The organism is Kitasatospora sp. NPDC086801 (assembly GCF_044745805.1).
GTDB lineage: Bacteria > Actinomycetota > Actinomycetes > Streptomycetales > Streptomycetaceae > Kitasatospora.
In genome coordinates this window covers 1-18536 of the sequence record NZ_JBIVAX010000063.1, presented here as the reverse complement: position 1 = coordinate 18536, position 18536 = coordinate 1, and the positions used below count along the sequence as shown (strand labels likewise).

At 70.6% G+C, this 18536-nt stretch carries 18 protein-coding genes and 1 pseudogene; 9 read left to right on the top strand and 10 right to left on the bottom strand.

Translation table 11 applies throughout. The features are described from left to right. Positions 1 to 135: 135 nt before the first annotated feature. The 3 genes from ACIPLC_RS36280 to ACIPLC_RS36270 are packed head-to-tail and all read right to left on the bottom strand — an operon-like array spanning position 136 to position 2149. On the bottom strand, positions 136 to 891 hold the full coding sequence (locus tag ACIPLC_RS36280; RefSeq protein WP_400477322.1) for an SDR family oxidoreductase: 756 nt from the start codon (positions 889 to 891) through the stop codon (positions 136 to 138). Next, entirely contained in the window at positions 888 to 1871 is a 984-nt protein-coding gene (locus ACIPLC_RS36275) for a 3-oxoacyl-ACP synthase III family protein (RefSeq protein WP_400477321.1), read from the bottom strand. The genes ACIPLC_RS36280 and ACIPLC_RS36275 overlap by 4 nt, the downstream gene beginning before the upstream one ends. A 17-nt stretch (positions 1872 to 1888) precedes the next feature. Next, a complete protein-coding gene (locus ACIPLC_RS36270; protein WP_400477320.1) occupies positions 1889 to 2149 on the bottom strand; it encodes a hypothetical protein in 261 nt (86 codons plus the stop codon). Positions 2150 to 3037: 888 nt separating this feature from the next. Between ACIPLC_RS36270 and ACIPLC_RS36265 the strand changes: the two genes are divergently transcribed. The 6 genes from ACIPLC_RS36265 (at position 3038) to ACIPLC_RS36240 (ending at position 9725) form a co-directional block, all read left to right on the top strand. Next, on the top strand, positions 3038 to 3925 hold the full coding sequence (locus tag ACIPLC_RS36265; protein ID WP_400477319.1) for a class I SAM-dependent methyltransferase: 888 nt from the start codon (positions 3038 to 3040) through the stop codon (positions 3923 to 3925). Positions 3926 to 3942: 17 nt separating this feature from the next. Next, positions 3943 to 5502 (top strand): flavin-containing monooxygenase, encoded by a 1560-nt coding sequence (locus ACIPLC_RS36260; protein WP_400477318.1) that lies wholly within the window; start codon positions 3943 to 3945, stop codon positions 5500 to 5502. Between the two features lie 363 nt (positions 5503 to 5865). Further along, positions 5866 to 7353, top strand: coding sequence for an FAD-binding protein (locus tag ACIPLC_RS36255; RefSeq protein WP_400477317.1), 1488 nt, complete (start codon positions 5866 to 5868; stop codon positions 7351 to 7353). 337 nt (positions 7354 to 7690) lie between these two features. Then, positions 7691 to 8182, top strand: coding sequence for an SRPBCC family protein (locus ACIPLC_RS36250; RefSeq protein WP_400477316.1), 492 nt, complete (start codon positions 7691 to 7693; stop codon positions 8180 to 8182). Next, positions 8179 to 9066: an alpha/beta fold hydrolase gene (locus ACIPLC_RS36245; protein ID WP_400477315.1), complete on the top strand. Its 888-nt coding sequence runs from the start codon at positions 8179 to 8181 to the stop codon at positions 9064 to 9066. The genes ACIPLC_RS36250 and ACIPLC_RS36245 overlap by 4 nt, the downstream gene beginning before the upstream one ends. After that, complete coding sequence (locus tag ACIPLC_RS36240) at positions 9063 to 9725, top strand: 4'-phosphopantetheinyl transferase (protein ID WP_400477314.1); 663 nt, start codon at positions 9063 to 9065, stop codon at positions 9723 to 9725. The genes ACIPLC_RS36245 and ACIPLC_RS36240 overlap by 4 nt, the downstream gene beginning before the upstream one ends. Positions 9726 to 9904: 179 nt before the next feature. Here ACIPLC_RS36240 and ACIPLC_RS36235 read toward each other — a convergent pair whose 3' ends face one another. Both ACIPLC_RS36235 and ACIPLC_RS36230 read right to left on the bottom strand, forming a co-directional pair. Further along, on the bottom strand, positions 9905 to 10744 hold the full coding sequence (locus ACIPLC_RS36235; protein WP_400477313.1) for an SAM-dependent methyltransferase: 840 nt from the start codon (positions 10742 to 10744) through the stop codon (positions 9905 to 9907). 146 nt (positions 10745 to 10890) lie between these two features. Continuing rightward, positions 10891 to 11565 (bottom strand): helix-turn-helix domain-containing protein, encoded by a 675-nt coding sequence (locus tag ACIPLC_RS36230; RefSeq protein ID WP_400477312.1) that lies wholly within the window; start codon positions 11563 to 11565, stop codon positions 10891 to 10893. A gap of 182 nt (positions 11566 to 11747) precedes the next feature. Here ACIPLC_RS36230 and ACIPLC_RS36225 point away from each other — a divergent pair, with 182 nt between their 5' ends. Further along, positions 11748 to 12938, top strand: a complete 1191-nt coding sequence (locus ACIPLC_RS36225; RefSeq protein WP_400477311.1) for a cytochrome P450 — start codon at positions 11748 to 11750, stop codon at positions 12936 to 12938. 120 nt (positions 12939 to 13058) lie between these two features. Here the strand turns inward: ACIPLC_RS36225 and ACIPLC_RS36220 are convergent, their stop codons facing one another. Continuing rightward, the gene (locus tag ACIPLC_RS36220; protein ID WP_400477310.1) at positions 13059 to 13457 is read right to left on the bottom strand and encodes an SsgA family sporulation/cell division regulator; all 399 of its coding nucleotides are present in this window, start codon (positions 13455 to 13457) and stop codon (positions 13059 to 13061) included. Positions 13458 to 13812: 355 nt separating this feature from the next. Between ACIPLC_RS36220 and ACIPLC_RS36215 the strand changes: the two genes are divergently transcribed. Together ACIPLC_RS36215 and ACIPLC_RS36210 are read left to right on the top strand one after the other, a co-directional pair. Then, positions 13813 to 14520: a hypothetical protein gene (locus ACIPLC_RS36215; protein WP_400477309.1), complete on the top strand. Its 708-nt coding sequence runs from the start codon at positions 13813 to 13815 to the stop codon at positions 14518 to 14520. Positions 14521 to 14613: 93 nt separating this feature from the next. Next, positions 14614 to 15999: a M64 family metallopeptidase gene (locus tag ACIPLC_RS36210; RefSeq protein ID WP_400477308.1), complete on the top strand. Its 1386-nt coding sequence runs from the start codon at positions 14614 to 14616 to the stop codon at positions 15997 to 15999. Positions 16000 to 16160: 161 nt separating this feature from the next. On the opposite strand, the gene ACIPLC_RS36205 is transcribed toward ACIPLC_RS36210, so the two are convergent. The 4 genes and pseudogenes from ACIPLC_RS36205 to ACIPLC_RS36190 all read right to left on the bottom strand — a co-directional run. After that, positions 16161 to 16520: a hypothetical protein gene (locus tag ACIPLC_RS36205; RefSeq protein ID WP_400477307.1), complete on the bottom strand. Its 360-nt coding sequence runs from the start codon at positions 16518 to 16520 to the stop codon at positions 16161 to 16163. 318 nt (positions 16521 to 16838) lie between these two features. Then, on the bottom strand, positions 16839 to 17447 hold the full coding sequence (locus tag ACIPLC_RS36200) for a DUF1772 domain-containing protein (RefSeq protein WP_400477306.1): 609 nt from the start codon (positions 17445 to 17447) through the stop codon (positions 16839 to 16841). Between the two features lie 228 nt (positions 17448 to 17675). Further along, the gene (locus tag ACIPLC_RS36195; RefSeq protein WP_400477305.1) at positions 17676 to 18335 is read right to left on the bottom strand and encodes a hemerythrin domain-containing protein; all 660 of its coding nucleotides are present in this window, start codon (positions 18333 to 18335) and stop codon (positions 17676 to 17678) included. 84 nt (positions 18336 to 18419) lie between these two features. After that, positions 18420 to 18536, bottom strand: a pseudogene (locus ACIPLC_RS36190) (NmrA family transcriptional regulator); the annotation flags it as partial.

The window sequence follows — 18536 nt, the reverse complement described above, 5'->3', positions numbered from 1 at the left end:
CCGGCAACGCCCGACGCCCCCGGCCCGCCCCCCGGGGAACGGGGACGGGCCGGGGACAGGACAGACAGGGCCGGGACGAGGCCGGGACGGGAGGGTCCGGGCCCGGGGACGAGGCCGGGACTGGGCCGGGTGCGGTCAGGTGATGGAGGCGCCCGAGTCGATACTGATGACCTGCCCGGTCATGCAGTCCTGGTCGAGGAAGAGCCCGATGGAACGGGCGACCTCCTGCGGGGTGACGAACCGCGGCACCGGCACCTTCTCCCGCATCCCGGTGATCACGTGCTCGGGCAGGGTGTCCGTCATCCCCGTGATCATGAACCCGGGCGACAACGCGTTCACCGTCACCCCCCGGCGCCCGCACTCGGCCGCCAGCGTACGGGTCAGCCCGATCAGCCCGGCCTTGGACGCCGCGTAGGCGGTCTGCCCGGCGGTGGCGATCAGCGCGGACGGGGACACGATGTTGACCACCCGGCCCCAGCGGGCCCGCAGCATCGCCGGCACACACACCCGCGCCGTGTGGAAGGAACCCACCAGGTTCGTGTCGATCACCTGCCGCCACTGCGCCGGATCCTGCATCGCCATCAGCGCGTCCTTGCGCACCGCCCCGTTGTTCACCAGCACGTCCACCGGGCCCAGGGCCTCGGTGATGCGCTCGTACATCGCAGCGACCTGCGCGTAGTCCGCGACGTCACCGCTCACCAGGACATGATCGCCGGCGAGCTTGCCCGCCACCTCCTCCGCGGCCTGGCGGGCGCTGTTGTAGTGCACCGCGACCCGGCACCCGGCCGCGTCCAGCGCCAGCGCCAGCTCCCGCCCCAGCCCCCCCGACGCGCCGGTCACCAGCGCCACCGGCGAGGCGGGCCGCTGCCCGAACACACCCCGGCCGCTCACCGCGACCCTCCCCACGTCAGCAGGACCGAACCCCACGTCATCCCGGCACCGAACCCGGCCAGCAGCACCCTGTCCCCCTCCCGGATACGCCCCGCGTCCAACGCCTCCGCCAACGCGATCGGAATCGACGCGGAAGCGGTGTTGCCGTACCGGTCCAGGTTCGCCACCAGCCGGTCCGCCGGAATACCCGTATGCGCGAGCACCGAGTTGATGATCCGGATGTTCGCCTGGTGCGGCACCACATGGTCCACGTCCGCCGGCGTCAGCTTCGCCTGCTCCAGCGTCTCGCGGATCGTACGCACCGTGTACCGCACCGCGTTCAGGTAGATCTCGTTGCCGTTGATCTGCGCGTAGTGCAGACCCCGGCGCACCGTCTCCTGCGTGGTGGGCATCCGCGAACCCCCCGCGAGGACCTTCAGACTGTCCTTGCACGAGCCGTCCGCGCCCAGGTTCCACGCCAGGACCCGATCCACCGGGCCGGGCCGCAGGACCACCGCACCGGCCCCGTCACCCACCAGGATCGACAGGTCCCGGTCCGCCGGATTCGCCGTCAGCGTGTGCGTGTCCGAGCCGATCACCAGGATCGGACGCGGATCCATCCGCAACAGACCCACCGCCGTCACCAGCGCGTACACGAACCCCGCACACTCGGAGTTCACGTCATGCGCACTGCCCGCGATCCCCAACTCGTCGTGGACGAACGCCGACGTCGCCGGCGAGGGCTGCTCCGGCGTCGCCGTCGCCACGATCAGGTGCGCGATATCGCCACCCGACAGCCCCGCCCGCTCCAGCGCCCGCCGCCCGGCCTGAACCGCCATCGACGCGGTACTCTGCCCCGCCCCGACCGCCCGCCGCTCCCGGATCCCGCACCTCGAGACGATCCAGTGCTCGTCCACACCGAAACGCTCCGCCAGCTCCACACTGGTCACCACACGCTCGGGAACCGAGATCCCCCACCCCGTGATGTCGAAGCCGCTCATCGAACAGTGCCCCGCGCTCAGACGCCGGCCTGGCCCACGAGCGCCAGGATCCGCTCGTGCACCACCCGCAGCGTCGTCGTGTCGTCGATGTCCGCGAACAACGACTCGTCCGCCGGAATGTGCGGGTACTGGTTCTGGAACCCGTACAGCCACTCCATCAGATCCAGCGAATCCACATCCGCGATGTGCTGCAACGCCGCGTCCGCGTCGATCTCCTGCGCCCCGGACACCGCCTGCAACTGCACGGCCAGGTCCTCGATGGTGGGGATGTCGGACATGAGTGATCATTCCTTCCTGGACGCCCGGAACAGGCGCCAACACGTGATGAGGCAGAACAGACCCGGGAAAACCCGCCCCCCGAGGGGAAACCACGGACACCGCCCCGGCCCACCCCCGCCACCCACAGGCGACAGAAGAAGCACCGCGACGGAACCCGAAACCCCCCGGGAAAACCCCGGGAAGGCCGTGGGGGCCGCGTGTCTTGTCGAAACCGCATGAAACCCACCCCCACGCAAACGCCCCGCAACCCCACCCCTCCACCCACGCTTGCGCACCACTTGCGAGACACACGCTTACCTGACCCGAGACACCGCACCCACACGCACGACACCCACCACCCCGCAACCGCACCACACCGGGACAACCCGCACCACGCCGGAACGACCCGCACCACGGCCGCACACACCGCACCACCGGCCGCACGCACCGGGACGACCCGGCGGCCGCACCGACACGCAGGCACAGACCAACCACCCTCACCAGAGCGGCCGCTCACACCACGCCGAACCAACCACCCTCACCAGAGCGGCCGTTCACACCGCACGGGAGCAACCACCCGCACCGGCCCGGCCGTTCACACCGCACGGGATCAACCGCCTTCACCGGCGGGCCTGTCCGCAGGCGACGCAGACCGGCCACCGCCGCCGAAACGGCCGTCCACCCGGGGACAGGGCACCACCCGGCCCTGCCGCGGCATCCGTCCGCCCGGACCCGGCGGCACCGGCACCGCACCGGCACCGCCCCGCGACACCGGGCACCCGCACCGCCCGGCCCGGCCCGGCCCGGCCACGCCAGACCCAGTCCCACCGGCCCGACCAAGCCCAGTCCGACCCAGTCCCACCCAGTCCAGTCCACCCGTCCCACCACCAGAACAGGGGCCCACCCGCATGACCACCGCCGAGACCCGCTCCATCAACCCCGACGTCGACGCGATCCGCCACCACTACGAGGTCGGCAACGACCTCTACCGGCTCATCCTCGGCCCCACCATGATGTACTCCGGCGGCTACTGGGAGGACGGCGAGGACCTCGTCGCCACCCTCGACGAGGCCCAGGAACGCAAGCTCGACGTCTTCACCGACCTCGCCCAGGCCGCCGGCAAGGCCAAGGTCCTGGACATCGGCTGCGGCTGGGGCACCATGCTCAACCGCCTCACCACCGTCCACGGCGTCCAACAGGCCGTCGGCGTCACCCTCTCCCGCACCCAGGCCGACTTCGTCGCCGCCCTCGACAACCCCGCCATCCACGCCCGCGTCGAGAGCTGGGAAGACCACAAGGCCGACGGCGACCCCTACGACGCCGCGTTCTGCATCAACGCCCTCGAACACTTCGTGCTCTCCTCCCTCACCCCCAAGGAACGCACCCAGCGCTACCGCGTCTTCTTCAAGCAGGTCCACTCCCTCCTCAAGCCCGGCGCCCGCTTCGTCCTGCACACCATGACCGTCGAGAACCCCCCGCTGCGCCGCCAGCTCCTGGACGACCTCAAGTTCCTCCAGCGCGAGGAGTTCGAGGGCTGCCACATCCCGCGCCTGCCCGAACTCGCCGCCGGCCTCGACGGCCTCTTCGAGGTCACCGAGATCCGCAACGAACCCGAATCCTTCGCCCGCGCCTGCCGCGCCTGGCTCCAGCTCCTGGCCGCCCGCCGCGACGAAGCCGTCGCCATGGCCGACGAGACCACCGTCCAACGCTTCGAGCGCTACCTCGACATCTTCGCCTACACCCTCGAAGACCACATCTTCAACAACTTCCGCGTCACCCTCACCCGCCGCGCCTGAAAGGGGACACCCCGGCCATGACCACCACCGCCGTTCCCCCCACCCCCTCCGGCGCCGACCAGCCCCACCCCCACGACGCCACCACCCACCCCGACACCACCGCCGTACGCCACCTCAAAGTCGCCATCATCGGCGCCGGCATCTCCGGCCTGGGCACCGCCATCCGCCTCCTGCAGACCGGCACCGACGACTTCCTCGTCTTCGAACGCGCCACCGACCTCGGCGGCACCTGGCGCGACAACACCTACCCCGGCTGCGCCTGCGACGTCCAGGCCCACCTCTACTCCTTCTCCTTCGCCCGCAACCCCGAGTGGAAATCCACCTTCGCCACCCAGGCCGAAGTCCACACCTACCTCAAGGACACCGCCCACCGCTTCGGCGTCGAACCCCACCTGCGCTACGGCCACGAACTCCTCGACGCCCACTGGGACACCGACCACCGCCACTGGCGCATCCACACCACCCACGGCCACTACACCGCGCAGATCCTCATCACCGGCACCGGCTACCTCTCCGAACCCGCCATCCCCGACCTGCCGGGCCTGGCCACCTTCACCGGCACCCTCTTCCACTCCGCCCGCTGGCGCCACGACCACGACCTCACCGGCCGCAACGTCGCCGTCATCGGCACCGGCGCCTCCGCCATCCAGTTCGTCCCCGCCATCCAGAACCAGGTCGCCCACCTCGACCTCTACCAGCGCACACCCCCCTGGATCGCCCACAAACCCGACAAGCCCAACACCCCGCGCCACACCTGGATGCTGCGCCACCTCCCCGGCTACCAGCGCTTCCGCCGCGCCTTCAACAAGAACGGCCGCGAAATCGTCGCGTTCTTCATGTCCCGCCCAGGCCGCACCACCGGCATGAAGAACATGGCCGCCGGCCACCTCAAGAAATCCGTCCCCGACCCCGACCTGCGCCAACGCCTCACCCCCGACTACACCGTCGGCTGCAAACGCCTCCTCTTCTCCAACACCTGGTACCCCGCCATCCAGCAACCCAACGTCGACATCATCGCCGACACCATCACCGACATCGGCCCCACCCACATCACCACCGCCGACGGCACCACCCGCACCATCGACACCATCATCCTCGCCACCGGCTTCACCGCCACCGACCGCCCCATCGCCCGCCGCATCCACGGCCGCGACGGAGCCACCCTGCGCGACACCTGGCACACCCACGGCATGAAAGCCCACCGCGGCACCACCATCCACGGCTTCCCCAACCTCTTCATGCTCCTGGGACCCAACACCACCCTCGGCCACTCCTCACAGACCGTCATGATCGAAGCCCAGATCGCCTACATCATCGACGCCCTCAAAACCATCGACAACCACGGCATCACCTCCGTCGAAGTCCGCCCCGAAGCCCAACACACCTACAACCAGACCCTCACCGGCCGCCTGAAGAACACCGTCTGGAACACCGGCGGCTGCCACAGCTGGTACACCGACCACCACGGCAACAACCCCTCCATCTGGCCCACCTACACCTACCGCTTCCGCCGCCAGACCCGCCGCTTCGACCTCCCCAACTACCAACGCGCCACCGTCACCCACACCACCCCCTAACCCCCCGACCCCCAACCCACACAGAAGCCAGACCCCCCGAACACACAGGCACACGGGCACACGGGCACAACCACACAGGCACACCCAACACGGCCGGGCGGCACCCGCCCACCCACGGACCCCGCCGCCCGGCCGCCCCACACCCCCAAAACACCCCACCGGACACCAGAACCGGACACACAACCGACAACCGAACACCCACACAGCCCCCACCACCTCAAGGACCCACCCACCCACCCTCACACTAACCACCACCAGGCCGCCCACCCGGCCGCCAACCCCAGAACATCACACCATCAGACACCCACACCACAAACAGACACACACCACCCGAACACCCACCCCTACCCGAACAGGACCCCCATGCCCAACCCCAACCTCACCAGGCGCACCCTCCTCACCACCACCGCCACCGCCGCCCTCATCACCGGCTTCAACACCACCACCCGCACCTGGGCCACCACCAACACCCCCACCACCCACGGCCGCCTCTCCCCCGTCCCCACCCTCGACGGCACCCTCACCACCGACACCACCACCCTCACCGAATTCAGCCACGACTTCGGCCGCCTCACCACCAACACCCCCCACGCCGTCCTCAAACCCGGCTCCGACCAAGACATCATCAAAATCATCAACTACGCCCGCCGCAACGGCCTCAAAGTCGCCATGAACGGCCGCAGCGGCACCGACAACGACCTCGAATCACACTCCAACTACGGCCAGGCCTCCCCCGCCGGCGGCATCAGCATCGACGCCCGCACCCTCAACCGCATCCACACCATCACCCCCACCAACGCCACCGTCGACGCCGGCGTCACCTGGGCCCAACTCACCGACGCCACCCTCGACCAAGGCCTCACCCCACCCTGCCTCACCGACTACCTCCACCTCTCCATCGGCGGCACCATCAGCATCGGCGGCATCGGCAACACCGTCCAAAAACACGGCCTCCAAGCCGACACCGTCGAATCCATCGACATCATCACCGGCACCGGCCACCTCCTCACCGCCACCCCCACCAAAAACCCCGACCTCTTCCACGCCGCCCTCGCCGGCGCCGGACAATTCGGCATCATCATCCGCACCACCATCAAACTCATCCCCGCCCCCCAACGCGCCCTCGTCTTCAACCTCTACTACAACAACCTCACCACCTACCTCACCGACCAACAAACCATCCTCAACGACGGCCGCTTCCACACCCAAATCGGCGAAATCATCCCCCAAACCAACACCACCCCCCAATACAAAATAGAAACCGCCACCTACTACAACGGCACCACACCCCCCAACCCCACCCCCCTCCTCACCGGACTCAACCCCAACCCCGGCCAAACCACCACCACCGACCAGACCTACCGCCAATACACCCACCGCGCCGACACCTGGACCCAAAACCTCAAAAACCTCGGCTACTGGAACCAACCCAAACCCTGGCTCAGCCTCTTCCTCCCCGCCACCCAAGCCGCCAACTTCATCACCTACGCCACCCCCCTCCTCACCCCCGAAACCCTCGGCCAAGGCCTCCTCCTCTTCTACCCCTTCCCCACCAACAAAATCACCCACCCCAACACCATCACCCCCAACGAACCCACCACCTACCTCTTCGACCTCCTCACCTTCCCCCACCCCAACACCAACCCCACCACCCAACTCACCCACAACCGCACCCTCTACGACCACGCCACCACCCTCGGCGCCAAACGCTACCTCGTCGGCGCCATCCCCCACATGACCCCCACCGACTGGAAAAACCACTACGGCCCCCAATGGAACAACCTCACCAACACCAAAAACAAATACGACCCCACCCACACCCTCACCCCCGGCCAAAACATCTTCCCCTAACAACACAACCACAACAACAACAAACAACAAAAACAAGAAAAAACAGACAGACAGAAAAACCCCCACCACCAACAACCCACCCCACCCCACCCCCAACAACCCACACACAACCCGGACACGAAAACCCCCGAACACAACCCGGACACAGAAACCCGGAACACAGAAACCCCCGGACACACCCCCCCACACACAACCCGAGCACGGCAAACCCCGACACAACAAACCCCGGACACAGAAACCCCGACACAACAAACCCGCAATACAGAAACCCCCGGACACCCCCCCACACAACCCGGACACGGAAACCCGGACACGAAAAAGAAAGGAACCCCACACCATGCACACCTACGACCTCATCAACGAAGCCGTCATCCACGCCCCCACCCACCAGGTCTGGCACCACCTCATCGCCGAACTCAACGGCGCCGCCACCTGGTGGACCCCCCACAACACCTTCCAACCCGACACCACCACCCCCGAACACCCCGGCGGCACCACCCACATCACCATCCACCCCAACGGCCACACCAAACCCGGACCCAAAATCCACTTCACCGCCACCACCACCCACATCACCCCCCACCACACCCTCACCACCACCCACACCGGCCACTTCACCGGCACCACCACCTACACCCTCACCCCCACCCACAACAACCAACACACCAAACTCACCATCACCTTCACCACCACCCCCCACGGCTGGCCCAAACTCCTCCCCAAAAACACCATCCCCAACCAACACACCAAAGCCACCCACAACGCCCTCACCCACCTCAACACCCACCTCACCAACACCAACACAGACACAGGCAGGAGCACCTCGTGACCACCACCACTGACATCACCATCACCGACCTCACCACCACCACCCCCGACGACGCCCGCCTCACCGTCGCCATCCACCACCCCGCCCACATCGACCCCCACGACACCACCCCCACCAGCACGCCCCTGATCGTCCTCGCCCACGGCTGGGGCGCCACCCACACCGTCTGGCACGCCACGGCCCGGCTGCTGGCCGCCCAGGGCCACACCGTCGTCGCCTACGACCAGCGCGGCCACGGCACCAGCACCCTTGGCGACAAGGCCCTCACCATCCAGCAACTCGGGCATGACCTCGCCACCGTCGCCGACGCCCTCGCCCCTCACCGCCCCGTCGTCATCGCCGGCCACTCAGGCGGCGGTTACGCCGCGCTCGCCTACGCCACCCAGCTCTACGCCGACGCCCCCCGCACCGCGCCCGAGCGCCTCGTCGGCCTCCTCCTCGCCGCCAGCGCCGCCGACGACCAGCAGACCCCTCCGGGCGAACTCCGCATCATGAAGACGAAGGCCTTCCAGCGCGCCCTCAAGAGCCCCCGGCTCGGCCGCCAGCTCCTCAAGAAGACCCTCCACCCCAACACCCCCGCTCACACCCAGGAGACCAACCGCCGTCTCTTCGCCAACACCAACCCCCACACCCGTCTCACCACCTTCGCCTCTACCAGCACCATGGACCACACCCCCCACCTCCGGAACATCACCACCCCCACCACGATCCTTCGTGGCACCCACGACACCTCTGTCGGCCAGACCCACATCCGCACCCTCCAAACCCACCTCCCCAACACCACCGTCGACACCCTCGACGACGCCGGCCACATCCTCCCGCTCGAAGCCCCTCACCAACTCGCCCGCCAGATCCACCAGCTCACACTCACATCGCAGCGGTGACCACCAGCTCCCTCACCACCGAGCTGGGCAGGCTCCTGCCGCCAACTGTCCACTGCACCGAGGCCTTCGGGCCGCCGCCCCAGGGCGCGCTCCTTCCTGCGGAGCGCGCCCACATCAGTGGCCGATCGCCCCGCAGGCAGCGGCAGTTCACCGCCGCCCGGACGCTCGCCCGTCGTGCTCTCGCCCAGCTCGGCCACCCTCCGGTCCCGCTGCTCCCGGGGCCGGGCGGGGCCCCCGAGTGGCCGTCGGGGACCGTCGGGAGCATCACCCACTGCGACGGTTACACCGCTTGCGCTGCGGCGCACGCGGCCGATGTCATCTCGCTCGGCATCGACGCCGAGCCTGCTCTGCCGCTCCCCGACGGGGTCCTCGCCCTCACCGCCTCCGAGGACGAGCGTCACCGGATCGGCCGGCTACCTCACGGCCAAGTCCCTTGGGACCGGCTGCTCTTCAGCGCCAAGGAGGCCACCTACAAGGCCTGCTACCCGCTCACCCGACGCTGGACCGGGCTGGCCGGCATCTCCGTGCGCCTCCACCCCGACCGCACCTTCACCGCCCACCACCCCCACCTGCCCGGCCGCTGCCACGGCCGCTGGACCAGCACCGATGCCGTCCTCCTCACCGCCCTCACCATCCCGCACGGGACCACGACCGGCTGAGCGCGCAACACCGCAACACCGCAACACCGCAGCACCGAGGGGACAGTCGACGGATCGGTCAGAGGGACCACCCGACCAGCAAGTGGCCCGGCCCATGGCACTGGCACACACGCTCACGCTCATCGCCGACGCCGCCGCCTGCCCCGTCTGCCCCGTCTGCCCCACCTGGCCCTTCGTCCTCAACGGGCAGGGCTGACCCGGCCGTTGTCGCCGGTGCGCACCGCTTCGATGAAGCCGGTGGTGCTCGGGCCCGAGCCGGGCGGGAAGGGGCGGCCGTACGCGGCGGCGACCTCGTCGAGCAGGGTGAGCCGGGTGTTCCAGCCGTGGGCGTCGAGCCACTCGTGGGTCTGGGGGCCGAGGCCGCCCTGCCACAGGTCGGTGATGTGGGCGAGGGCCGGGTCCTGCGGGGTGCTGGTCACGTCCCGGCCCTTTTCGAGCAGCAGTCGGCTGCCCGGGGCGGAGAGGGTGCCGACGGCGGTGAGCAGGCCGGCCGCCTGGTCGGCGGTGAGGTAGACCAGCAGTCCTTCGGCCAGCCAGGCGGTGGGCCGCTCCGGGTCGAGGCCGGCTTCGACGAGGCGGCGCGGCCAGTCCGGGTCCAGCAGGTCGCCGGGCAGCATGGTGCGTTCGCCGGCCGGGTAGGCGCCGAGTTCGTCCAGGACCTGCTGTTTGAAGGTCAGGACGGGCGCGAGGTCGAGTTCGAAGAGGCGGGTGCCGGCCGGCCAGTCGAGCCGGTAGGCGCGGGCGTCCAGGCCTGCCGCGAGCAGGACGACCTGGTCCGCGCCGGCGGCGAGCAGGCGGTCGTCGTAGAAGCGGGTGCGCAGGATGCCGTGGACCACCAGGCCTTTGGCGAGGCCGCTCGCCGGTCCTGAGGTGGGCATCGGCATGCCGGAGGCGGTAACGAAGGCGGCGGCGTAGGGGTCGGTGAAGAGCGGTTCGGGGCGGGAGCTCTCGTAGGCGCGCACCAGCGCGACGGACAGGGCCGTACGGGAGACCGGGCTCAGCGGGTCGGTGGTCGTCATGTCCGGAAACCTACCCCGGCGCCGAGTCGGCCGGGCCGCCACTCCCCCTCGCCGGACCAGGCCGGACACTGGACGGGCACCTAGCCTGTGGGGACGGCGAGTTGACGCAACACCACGAGGTCGCGCGACGAGGTCACGTCAGGAGGTCACGTCAGGAGGTGACGCCAACGGTCGGCGGACTCCATCATGTCCCGGATGACGCGTTCCAGGAACGTCCCGCCCCTGGCCAGCCGCTGCCCCACGGGGCTGCCGGGCCCGAACTCCGCCGCGGCCGTCATCGCGATCCGCGCCGTCCCGAGCGTCTCCCGCGAGCCGATCATGATCGAGTGGTACCAGGCCTCGTCGTCGACCACGTAGACGTCGCGACGCCGCTGCGGATCGCGCTCGCGCCGGACGTATCCGTGCTGGACCAGGTAGTTCACGGCCACGGAGACGGAGGCCGCGCTGACGTTCAGCCTGCGGGTCAGCTCGGCTGCGGTCCGCCTGCCGTCCTCGGACAGCAGCAGGTCGACGTGGACGCGCGCCGTCATCCTCGGCAGCCCCGTCCTGACCGCCATCTCGATGATCACCTCTCCCGTCGGGCTGCCCGGAGGTCCGGCCGCGGGTGGTGCTGCCGGGGTGCCGCGCCGCGCACGCTGGACCGTCGCCCGGTGCGCCTGTTCGGGCCGGTAGCCGCTGGGGCCGCCGTTGCGTCCGATCTCCCGGCTGATCGTCGAGGTCGGCCGGTCGAGCCGTCTGGCGATCTCGGCGTAGGAGAGCCCGTCGGCGAGTCCGGCCGCGACGCGGTGACGGTCCTGCTGGGTCAGTCGTCCTCCTGGCATGCCGCCAGTATTGCCTTCGCATTCATTCATTGCAATGCGGCATTGCATTCGACTTCAGCGTCATTGCATCAATTTACCGTTATTTACCTGGGGAAACTCCAGCGGTCGATTGCGACCATGCTGAACGCAACGTAGCTTTCGAGTAGTCCCGAACACGCATTTCCGCGAAATGAGGAACGGTCATGGGTGAATCCGTCCACACCGTCACCGCGCTGCCGACGTCGCGCCCGCCCGGCTGCCCCTTCGACCCGCCGGCCGAGCTGATCGACGCCCGCCGGCACGGCCCGATCAGCCGCTACACCCACCCCGGCGGGAAGCCCGGCTGGCTGATCACCGGGTACGAGCTGGTCAGGTCGGTCCTGGCCGACCCCCGGTTCAGCGCGCGCAAGGAGCTCATCAACGTGGGCGACTTCGAGGTCCCGCCGGCGCCGCCCGGCGAGTTCCTCCTCATGGACGAGCCTCAGCACGGGCGCTACCGGAAGCCTCTGGTGGGCAAGTTCACCGTCCGGCGGATGCGACTGCTCGCCGAGCGCATCGAGCAGATCACCACCGAGTGCCTGGACGCCATGGAGGCGGCCGGGCCGTCGGCGGACCTGGTGACCGCGTTCGCCAAGCCCATCCCCGCCATCGTGATCTGCGAGCTGCTGGGGGTGCCGTACGAGGATCGCGGCTCCTTCCAGGAGCAGATCGACTCGTTCCTCAACGGGGAGACGAGCGACGAGGAGCTGATCGCGGCCTACACCGCGACCCAGCAGTACCTCGCGGAGCTGGTGGTCGCCAAGCGCGCGAACCCCACCGACGACGTGCTCAGCGACCTCACCGACAGCGACCTCACCGACGAGGAGCTGAAGGGCGTCAGCCTGATCCTGCTGGCGGCCGGGCTCGACACCACCGCGAACATCCTGGCGCTGGGCACCTTCGCGCTGCTGCAGAACCCGGCGCAGCTGGCCGACCTGCGCGCCGATCCCACGCTCACCGGCCGGGCCGTCGAGGAACTGCTGCGGTATCTGAGCGTCGCCAAGTCGTTCATGCGGACGACGCTGGAGGACGTCGAGTTGGGCGGCCAGACCATCAAGGCCGGCACGACGGTCATCCTGTCGTACAACACCGCCAACCGTGACCCCGAGCGCTTCGCCGATCCCCACGCGCTCGACTTCCGGCGGCAGTACGGCGGCCACCTGGCCTTCGGCCACGGCGTCCACCAGTGCCTGGGCCAGCAGCTGGCCCGCGTCGAGCTGAGCGTCGCGATCACCGCGCTGATCAACCGCTTCCCCACGCTGCGCCTGGCCGTACCGGCGGAGGAGGTCAGCCTGCGGCCGGAGACCGCGGACATCTACGGGGTGAAGAGCCTCCTGGTCACCTGGGACGTGTGACCGCGAGCCGGTCCGGGGCAGGGGGCGGACGGGCCCACGACGCGGCTGGAGCCGTCCGAACAGCTCACGGTGACCAGCCACTTGGTGGTTCCGGTGCCGGTGCAGCCGGGTGACGGCGCTTCAGTCGGTGTCACGGAGCCGGGCGAGTTCGGCGTCGAGGTCGAGGTGGTCGGACTCCCGCCCGACGGGGACCAGGGCGAAGGAGTCCGCGAGGAAGGCCGTGACGGCCTCCTCCGGGGCGCTGAGCACCGCCCCGCCGGAGGGGCTCCGCAGGGTGATGCGGACCTCACCCTCGGGCCCCGGCCCGACGCTGACGTCGCCGTGGCCGACCTGCGCGTGCCGGCCCTCGTTCAGCAGCTCGCGGCTGAAGTACCAGCACAGCCCGAGTCCTTCACAGTCGCCACCGCACGGCGCCGACGGGAACGCCAGACAGGCCGCGTACGGAAGGGCCGGGTCGAACCGGAGTTCCGCGTCCACCGTGACGTCGGGCAGCGGGCTGTCGGGGAACGTGACGGGCACGGGGCGCACAGTGGACATCGGCACCGGATCGGCCTCCTCCTCTGGTGACGCGTCGGCCCCGGGTGGGCCGACGGGCGTGCCATTGCGCCTACCCGACCGGCCGCACGCCAGTCGGCGACCGCGATATCTCCACGACTCCGCCACACCTCGGGCGCGTTGGCGCCCGACCGGCAGGGCCGCCGCGCCACCGAACTGCCGCACCCCCAAGCCACCGCGCCACCGCGCCACCGCGCCACCGCAGGGCACAAGTCCGTTACAGCGGTGACGAGTTCCTCCCGCCCCGAACGCGGCCCTGGCATCATCCAAGTCCGGGCCGCCCCGCAGGGCGACCGAGGTCCGGACGAGGGGGAGGCCGATGGCGCTGTTCGACGAGTCCTCACCGCCGGGCCCGCAGGACGCCCGGAGGCGTGGTCGGGCGGCCGCCCTGACGCTGCGCAGGATGGCGCAGACCCTGCTCCTGCTGCTCGGCCTGTCCGCGGTCGGCCTCGGGTTCGCGCGGTTCGTCGACGCTTACCACGAGGGGTGGGCGTATCGCGGCGCCCCGGTCTGCGGCGCTCCGGCGATCAAGCCGGGGGCGGACTGCACGCTGCGGGAGAGCGGGCGGGTGACGAGGACGGCGGCGGAGCGGGACGGCGACTCGACCTCGTACTCCCTGACCGTGGCCCGCGAGAAGGCTCCGACGGACACCTACAACGTCGGGGAGGCGTTCTACGAGGACGTGGGGACCGACACCGTCGTGAACCTGACGGTCTGGCGGGGGCAGGTGGTCGAGGTCGACTACCACGGGCACCGGGCCCGCAATCCGCACACCCTGTGGCTGGCCATCCTGAAGCTGGCGCTGCTGATCGGCGCGGGGACGGGTCTGATCGCGGGCGGCCTGCTCGGGCCGAACCTGGGATCCTGGTGGGTCCCGGCCGGGATGTCCGTGCCCGTGGCGGCCACCACGCTCGTGGGCGCCGCCATGCTCCTCCTGATGGACTGGCCACTGGCCGCGACCCTGACCCTGGCCGTCCTGGCCTGGCTGCTCGCGGTCTCCGTCGTCGCCGGGACGTCCACGGAGTAGCGGACCCGTGGCGATCCCCAAAAGGTTGTCAGGTTCTCAACATGGCAAATAGGCTGCCACCTCCCGCTCACGCCACCACCGGGGAGGCCGCCCATGCCCAGCAGTACCAGGAGCCGCAGGACCGGGACCAGGACCAGGACCGCCGCAACCCTCCTCACCGCCGCCCTGGCCGCGGCCCTCCTCGGCGGCGCCCCCGCGCTCGCCGCACCCGGGGCCCCGCCCTCCGCGGCGGCCGGAACCACGCCGGGCACCGCCCCCGGAGCCGCCCCGGAGGACGGCCGGCTCCCGGTCGAGGTGTTCGGCGAGGACGGCGGCATCTCCCGCACCCGCGTCCCCGCCGCCTCCCCGCACACGGCCGCCCCCCACACCCAGGGCGTGGCCCCGCTCCAGGGCGACGGCGACGTCACCGCGCTGGTGCGCAACGGTGATCCGGCCACCAAGCTCGACGTGGTGGTGATCGGGGACGGCTACGCGGCGCAGGAACAGGACAAGTTCCGCACCGACGCGGCCGAGAAGTGGCACGAGATCACCGCCGTCGAGCCGTACGCCACCTATCGCAACCTGTTCAACGTCTGGGCGGTGTCGGCCGTTTCGCCCGAGTCGGGCGTCTCCGGGGATCCGGACCAGACGACCGCCCGGCACACCGCGCTGGGCTCGTACTTCTGGTGCGACGGCGTGGAGCGGCTGCTCTGCGTGGACGAGAAGGCGGTCGAGGGCTACGCGGCCAAGGCCCCGCAGGCGGACCTGGTGATCGTGGTGGCCAACAGCGCCAAGTACGGCGGCGCGGGCTACAACGACGTGAAGTCCCCGCTCGGCTACGAGGGCATCGCCACCGTGGCGGGCGGCAACGCGAAGTCCGGGCAGATCGCGGTGCACGAGACCGGGCACTCGCTGGGCAAGCTCGCCGACGAGTACGCGTACGACGGCCAGGGCGCCTACCAGGGCGCGGAGCCGACCGAGGCCAACATCAGTACGCTGACCGCCGACCGGATGCGCGCGCGGGGCACCAAGTGGTCCCGCTGGCTCGGCCAGACGTCGCCCGACGGCGGGACGGTCGGCGCGTACGAGGGCGGCGGCTACTACCCGACGGGGCTGTACCGGCCGACCGAGAACTCGATCATGCGCTCGCTCGGGCGGGAGTTCAACCTGCCAGGGCGGGAGGCCATGATCGCCGGCTTCTACCGCCACGCCACCCCGCTGACCAGCCCCGTCTCCACCGACACCTGGCTCACCGCCGCCGACCGCCTCACCGTCGACCTGCCCGTCCCGGGCACCCGGCTGCGCTGGTACCTGGACGGGCGCGAGCTGCCCGGCCTGCGCGGGCACACCGCTCCCGACCTGGCCACCCTCCGCCCGAGCGGCCCCCGCTCCCTGCCGCACCTGCTCACGGCCGTCGCCACCGACCCCACTCCGGCGGTGGCCGACCCGGCGCTGCGCGAGCACCTGACCGGGAGCCTGTCCTGGCTGGTGACGCCGTAGGGCCCGTCCAGCCGGCGTGCCGGGCGGCGGCGCGGGCCGGATGATCCCGACCTCTTGACGGTGCATCAGGGCGTTTCCGCGAATCCCGGCGGCCGCACCGCGCCGGCGGGCCCCGGGTCGGGCAGCGCGGTGCTGCCGGACCCGGGGCCCGCCGTCCGCGCCTACCGCCTGCCCTCCCCCGGCCTGCTCGGGGGGTTGCGCCGCAGCGGAGCCAGTTCGCGGGCCAGCGTCCGCACGTCCACGGCTATCCGCGCCGCGAGTTCGCCCGGCCCCGCGTCACCCGGCAGGCGCCGTGACCAGGAACGCGCCTTGGCCGGGCCGTCCTGGACCATGTCGAAGTTCAGCCGCACCGCCCCGGCCACGTCGGCCAGGGTCACCAGGATCCGGGTGTCCACGAGGTCGATCGTGACCTCGTTCCCGATGCACGAGCACGCCACCAGACCCTCGATGTCCTCCTCCGCCAGATATCTGGCCAGGGGAACCGCTCTCCCCCGGATCAGGTACGGACGTACCACCGCCACCACAGACCCCGCCCCCTCCCCAGCACTCCGAAAACGCCGACCACTCGTACGGCCCGGCAGCGGCGCAAGCGCGCTGCAACGACCGGGCCCGCCCATGCTCCACCCATAGCCCCCGGAACGCCAAGTCCAGGACGCCCCGGGCGACTTGGCCGACAGCACCCACCCGGCGCACCGGCGCACGCCCCAGCGCACTCGGCGCCCCGCTGCCGGGCCTGGGGGGCGGGCCCGGCAGGCCCCGGAACGCACGAACGCCCGCCCGCACGAGGCGGACGGGCATTCCCACGGCCACGCGGCCCTCCGGCGCGCGGCCCGGGCCGTTCAGCGGCCCGGGCGGCTGAACCGGCCGTGCAGGAACAGGGAGCGGCTCAGGGCCGCCAGGCCCGCCGTGCAGAGCAGCGTGCGGAGCATGTTGGCGGCCCCCCAGGTGCCCTCGAACTTGGCGCGCACGCCCGCAAGGTCGTGGATCTGGGACGGGTCACCGGCGGCCGCCAGCTCGTTGTTGAGCGGGATGTTGACGCCCATGGTGACCATCAGGGCCACCACGTACAGCACCGTCGCCGCGGCCGCCCACAGCGCCGCCTGGCGCCGGCCGGCCTTGTGCTGAAGCCAGGCCGCGATGCCGGTGGCCGCGAAGGCGCCGACGAAGACCAGGCCGAACATCCCGTTCTCGATCGACTTGTTGATGTTCTGCATCGCCGTCACGTACGTCCGGTCGTCCCCGGCCGCGAGGCCCGGCATCACCGACACGTCGAAGGCGAAGAACAGGCCCGCCATCAGGCCCATCGCGATGGTCGCCGCCGCCAGGACCGGCCCGGCGGCACGACCCTGCCCGGCGGCTCCGCCGTGCGGCGAACTCCCCGGCCGCACACCGCCGATGGCCGACGGAACCGCGTACGACATCGGTGCCGACGTCTGATCCGAACGCATCACAGGACCCCTTTTCACTCTCCCGGCCCGCGGGACGCGGCGCCGGCGAACAGCGGAACGAACGACACCGCCCACCGTGCGGTGCCACCCGCAACGGAACCGCGACAACCGGAACCCCGTTATGCACCACGGCACTTGCGCCACCCGCAAGTGCCGGTCCGAGTGCCGGAGGGGGCGCCGACAGGGACGAGCGGACCGGGCGACCGGCTCACAGGGTCGAAGGAGCGGTCACAGGACCGGGGTCAGGGTGCGCCGGTACCGGCGCTCCAGCACCGTACGGCCGAGCAGCCGCACCGGGGCCGGGATGGTGGCCGACACGGCCCGCACGGACGCCGCGTCCGCGCCGTCGAACATCCACGGCTGCAGGTACGTCATGACCTGCCCCGGCGCGCTCTGGATGATCCGCCGTTCCACCCGCAGGTACTCGTCCACCGGCAGGCCCGCGATCGCCGGGAACACCACCGGCTCCTCGTGCCCCAGGTGCTCACGGATCAGGTTCTCGAACCCTTGTGCGGCCTCGGGCAGTTCGGCGCTCCGGCGGGCGGAGAGCACCTCCGCCACCCGGCGCATCGTCCGGTCGAGCGCTTCGTGGTCCTGCTCCAGGATCCCGCCGCCGTCGAAGCCGGCCACCCGCTCGCGCAGGAAGGGCCAGAGGATCTCGTCCTCGCTGTGGTGGTGCCAGTCGATGACGGCCCGCAGCCGGCCGAACCAGTCCGCCAGCGCCGCCGAGGGGCCCCAGCCGCCCGCGGACGAACCCCGGGCGGCGGCCGCGCTCAGCCGCGCGGCGTCCCGGCGCATCGCCACGTGCATCAGCCCGAAGCCCCGGATGTGCCCGGGCAGTGCGCCCACGCCCTGCTCACTCGACCAGACCCGCTTGCCGTCCGACATGGCCAAACCTCCACTGTTATGTCCGGATACACGACCAATGCCCGTCCGGGGGCGGCCTGTTGTGACCGCCCCCGGCGAGCGGGATCACACGTTCCACACGCCCGAGGCGGCGGCCTCGCGGGCGAAGTCGGCGAAGTCCCGCGGCTCACGCCCCAACGCCCGCCGCACCCCGCCCCCCAACGAAGCATTACGACCGTCCAG

Excerpts from the sequence above, each read along its gene's own strand:
- ACIPLC_RS36270 (WP_400477320.1), bottom strand. The coding sequence starts at position 2,149 with ATGTCCGACATCCCCACCATCGAGGACCTGGCCGTGCAGTTGCAGGCG.
- ACIPLC_RS36235 (WP_400477313.1), bottom strand. The coding sequence starts at position 10,744 with ATGACGACCACCGACCCGCTGAGCCCGGTCTCCCGTACGGCCCTGTCC.
- ACIPLC_RS36260 (WP_400477318.1), top strand. The coding sequence starts at position 3,943 with ATGACCACCACCGCCGTTCCCCCCACCCCCTCCGGCGCCGACCAGCCC.
- ACIPLC_RS36210 (WP_400477308.1), top strand. The coding sequence starts at position 14,614 with ATGCCCAGCAGTACCAGGAGCCGCAGGACCGGGACCAGGACCAGGACC.
- ACIPLC_RS36215 (WP_400477309.1), top strand. The coding sequence starts at position 13,813 with ATGGCGCTGTTCGACGAGTCCTCACCGCCGGGCCCGCAGGACGCCCGG.
- ACIPLC_RS36255 (WP_400477317.1), top strand. The coding sequence starts at position 5,866 with ATGCCCAACCCCAACCTCACCAGGCGCACCCTCCTCACCACCACCGCC.
- ACIPLC_RS36200 (WP_400477306.1), bottom strand. The coding sequence starts at position 17,447 with ATGCGTTCGGATCAGACGTCGGCACCGATGTCGTACGCGGTTCCGTCG.
- ACIPLC_RS36265 (WP_400477319.1), top strand. The coding sequence starts at position 3,038 with ATGACCACCGCCGAGACCCGCTCCATCAACCCCGACGTCGACGCGATC.
- ACIPLC_RS36250 (WP_400477316.1), top strand. The coding sequence starts at position 7,691 with ATGCACACCTACGACCTCATCAACGAAGCCGTCATCCACGCCCCCACC.
- ACIPLC_RS36225 (WP_400477311.1), top strand. The coding sequence starts at position 11,748 with ATGGGTGAATCCGTCCACACCGTCACCGCGCTGCCGACGTCGCGCCCG.
- ACIPLC_RS36230 (WP_400477312.1), bottom strand. The coding sequence starts at position 11,565 with ATGCCAGGAGGACGACTGACCCAGCAGGACCGTCACCGCGTCGCGGCC.
- ACIPLC_RS36275 (WP_400477321.1), bottom strand. The coding sequence starts at position 1,871 with ATGAGCGGCTTCGACATCACGGGGTGGGGGATCTCGGTTCCCGAGCGT.
- ACIPLC_RS36195 (WP_400477305.1), bottom strand. The coding sequence starts at position 18,335 with ATGTCGGACGGCAAGCGGGTCTGGTCGAGTGAGCAGGGCGTGGGCGCA.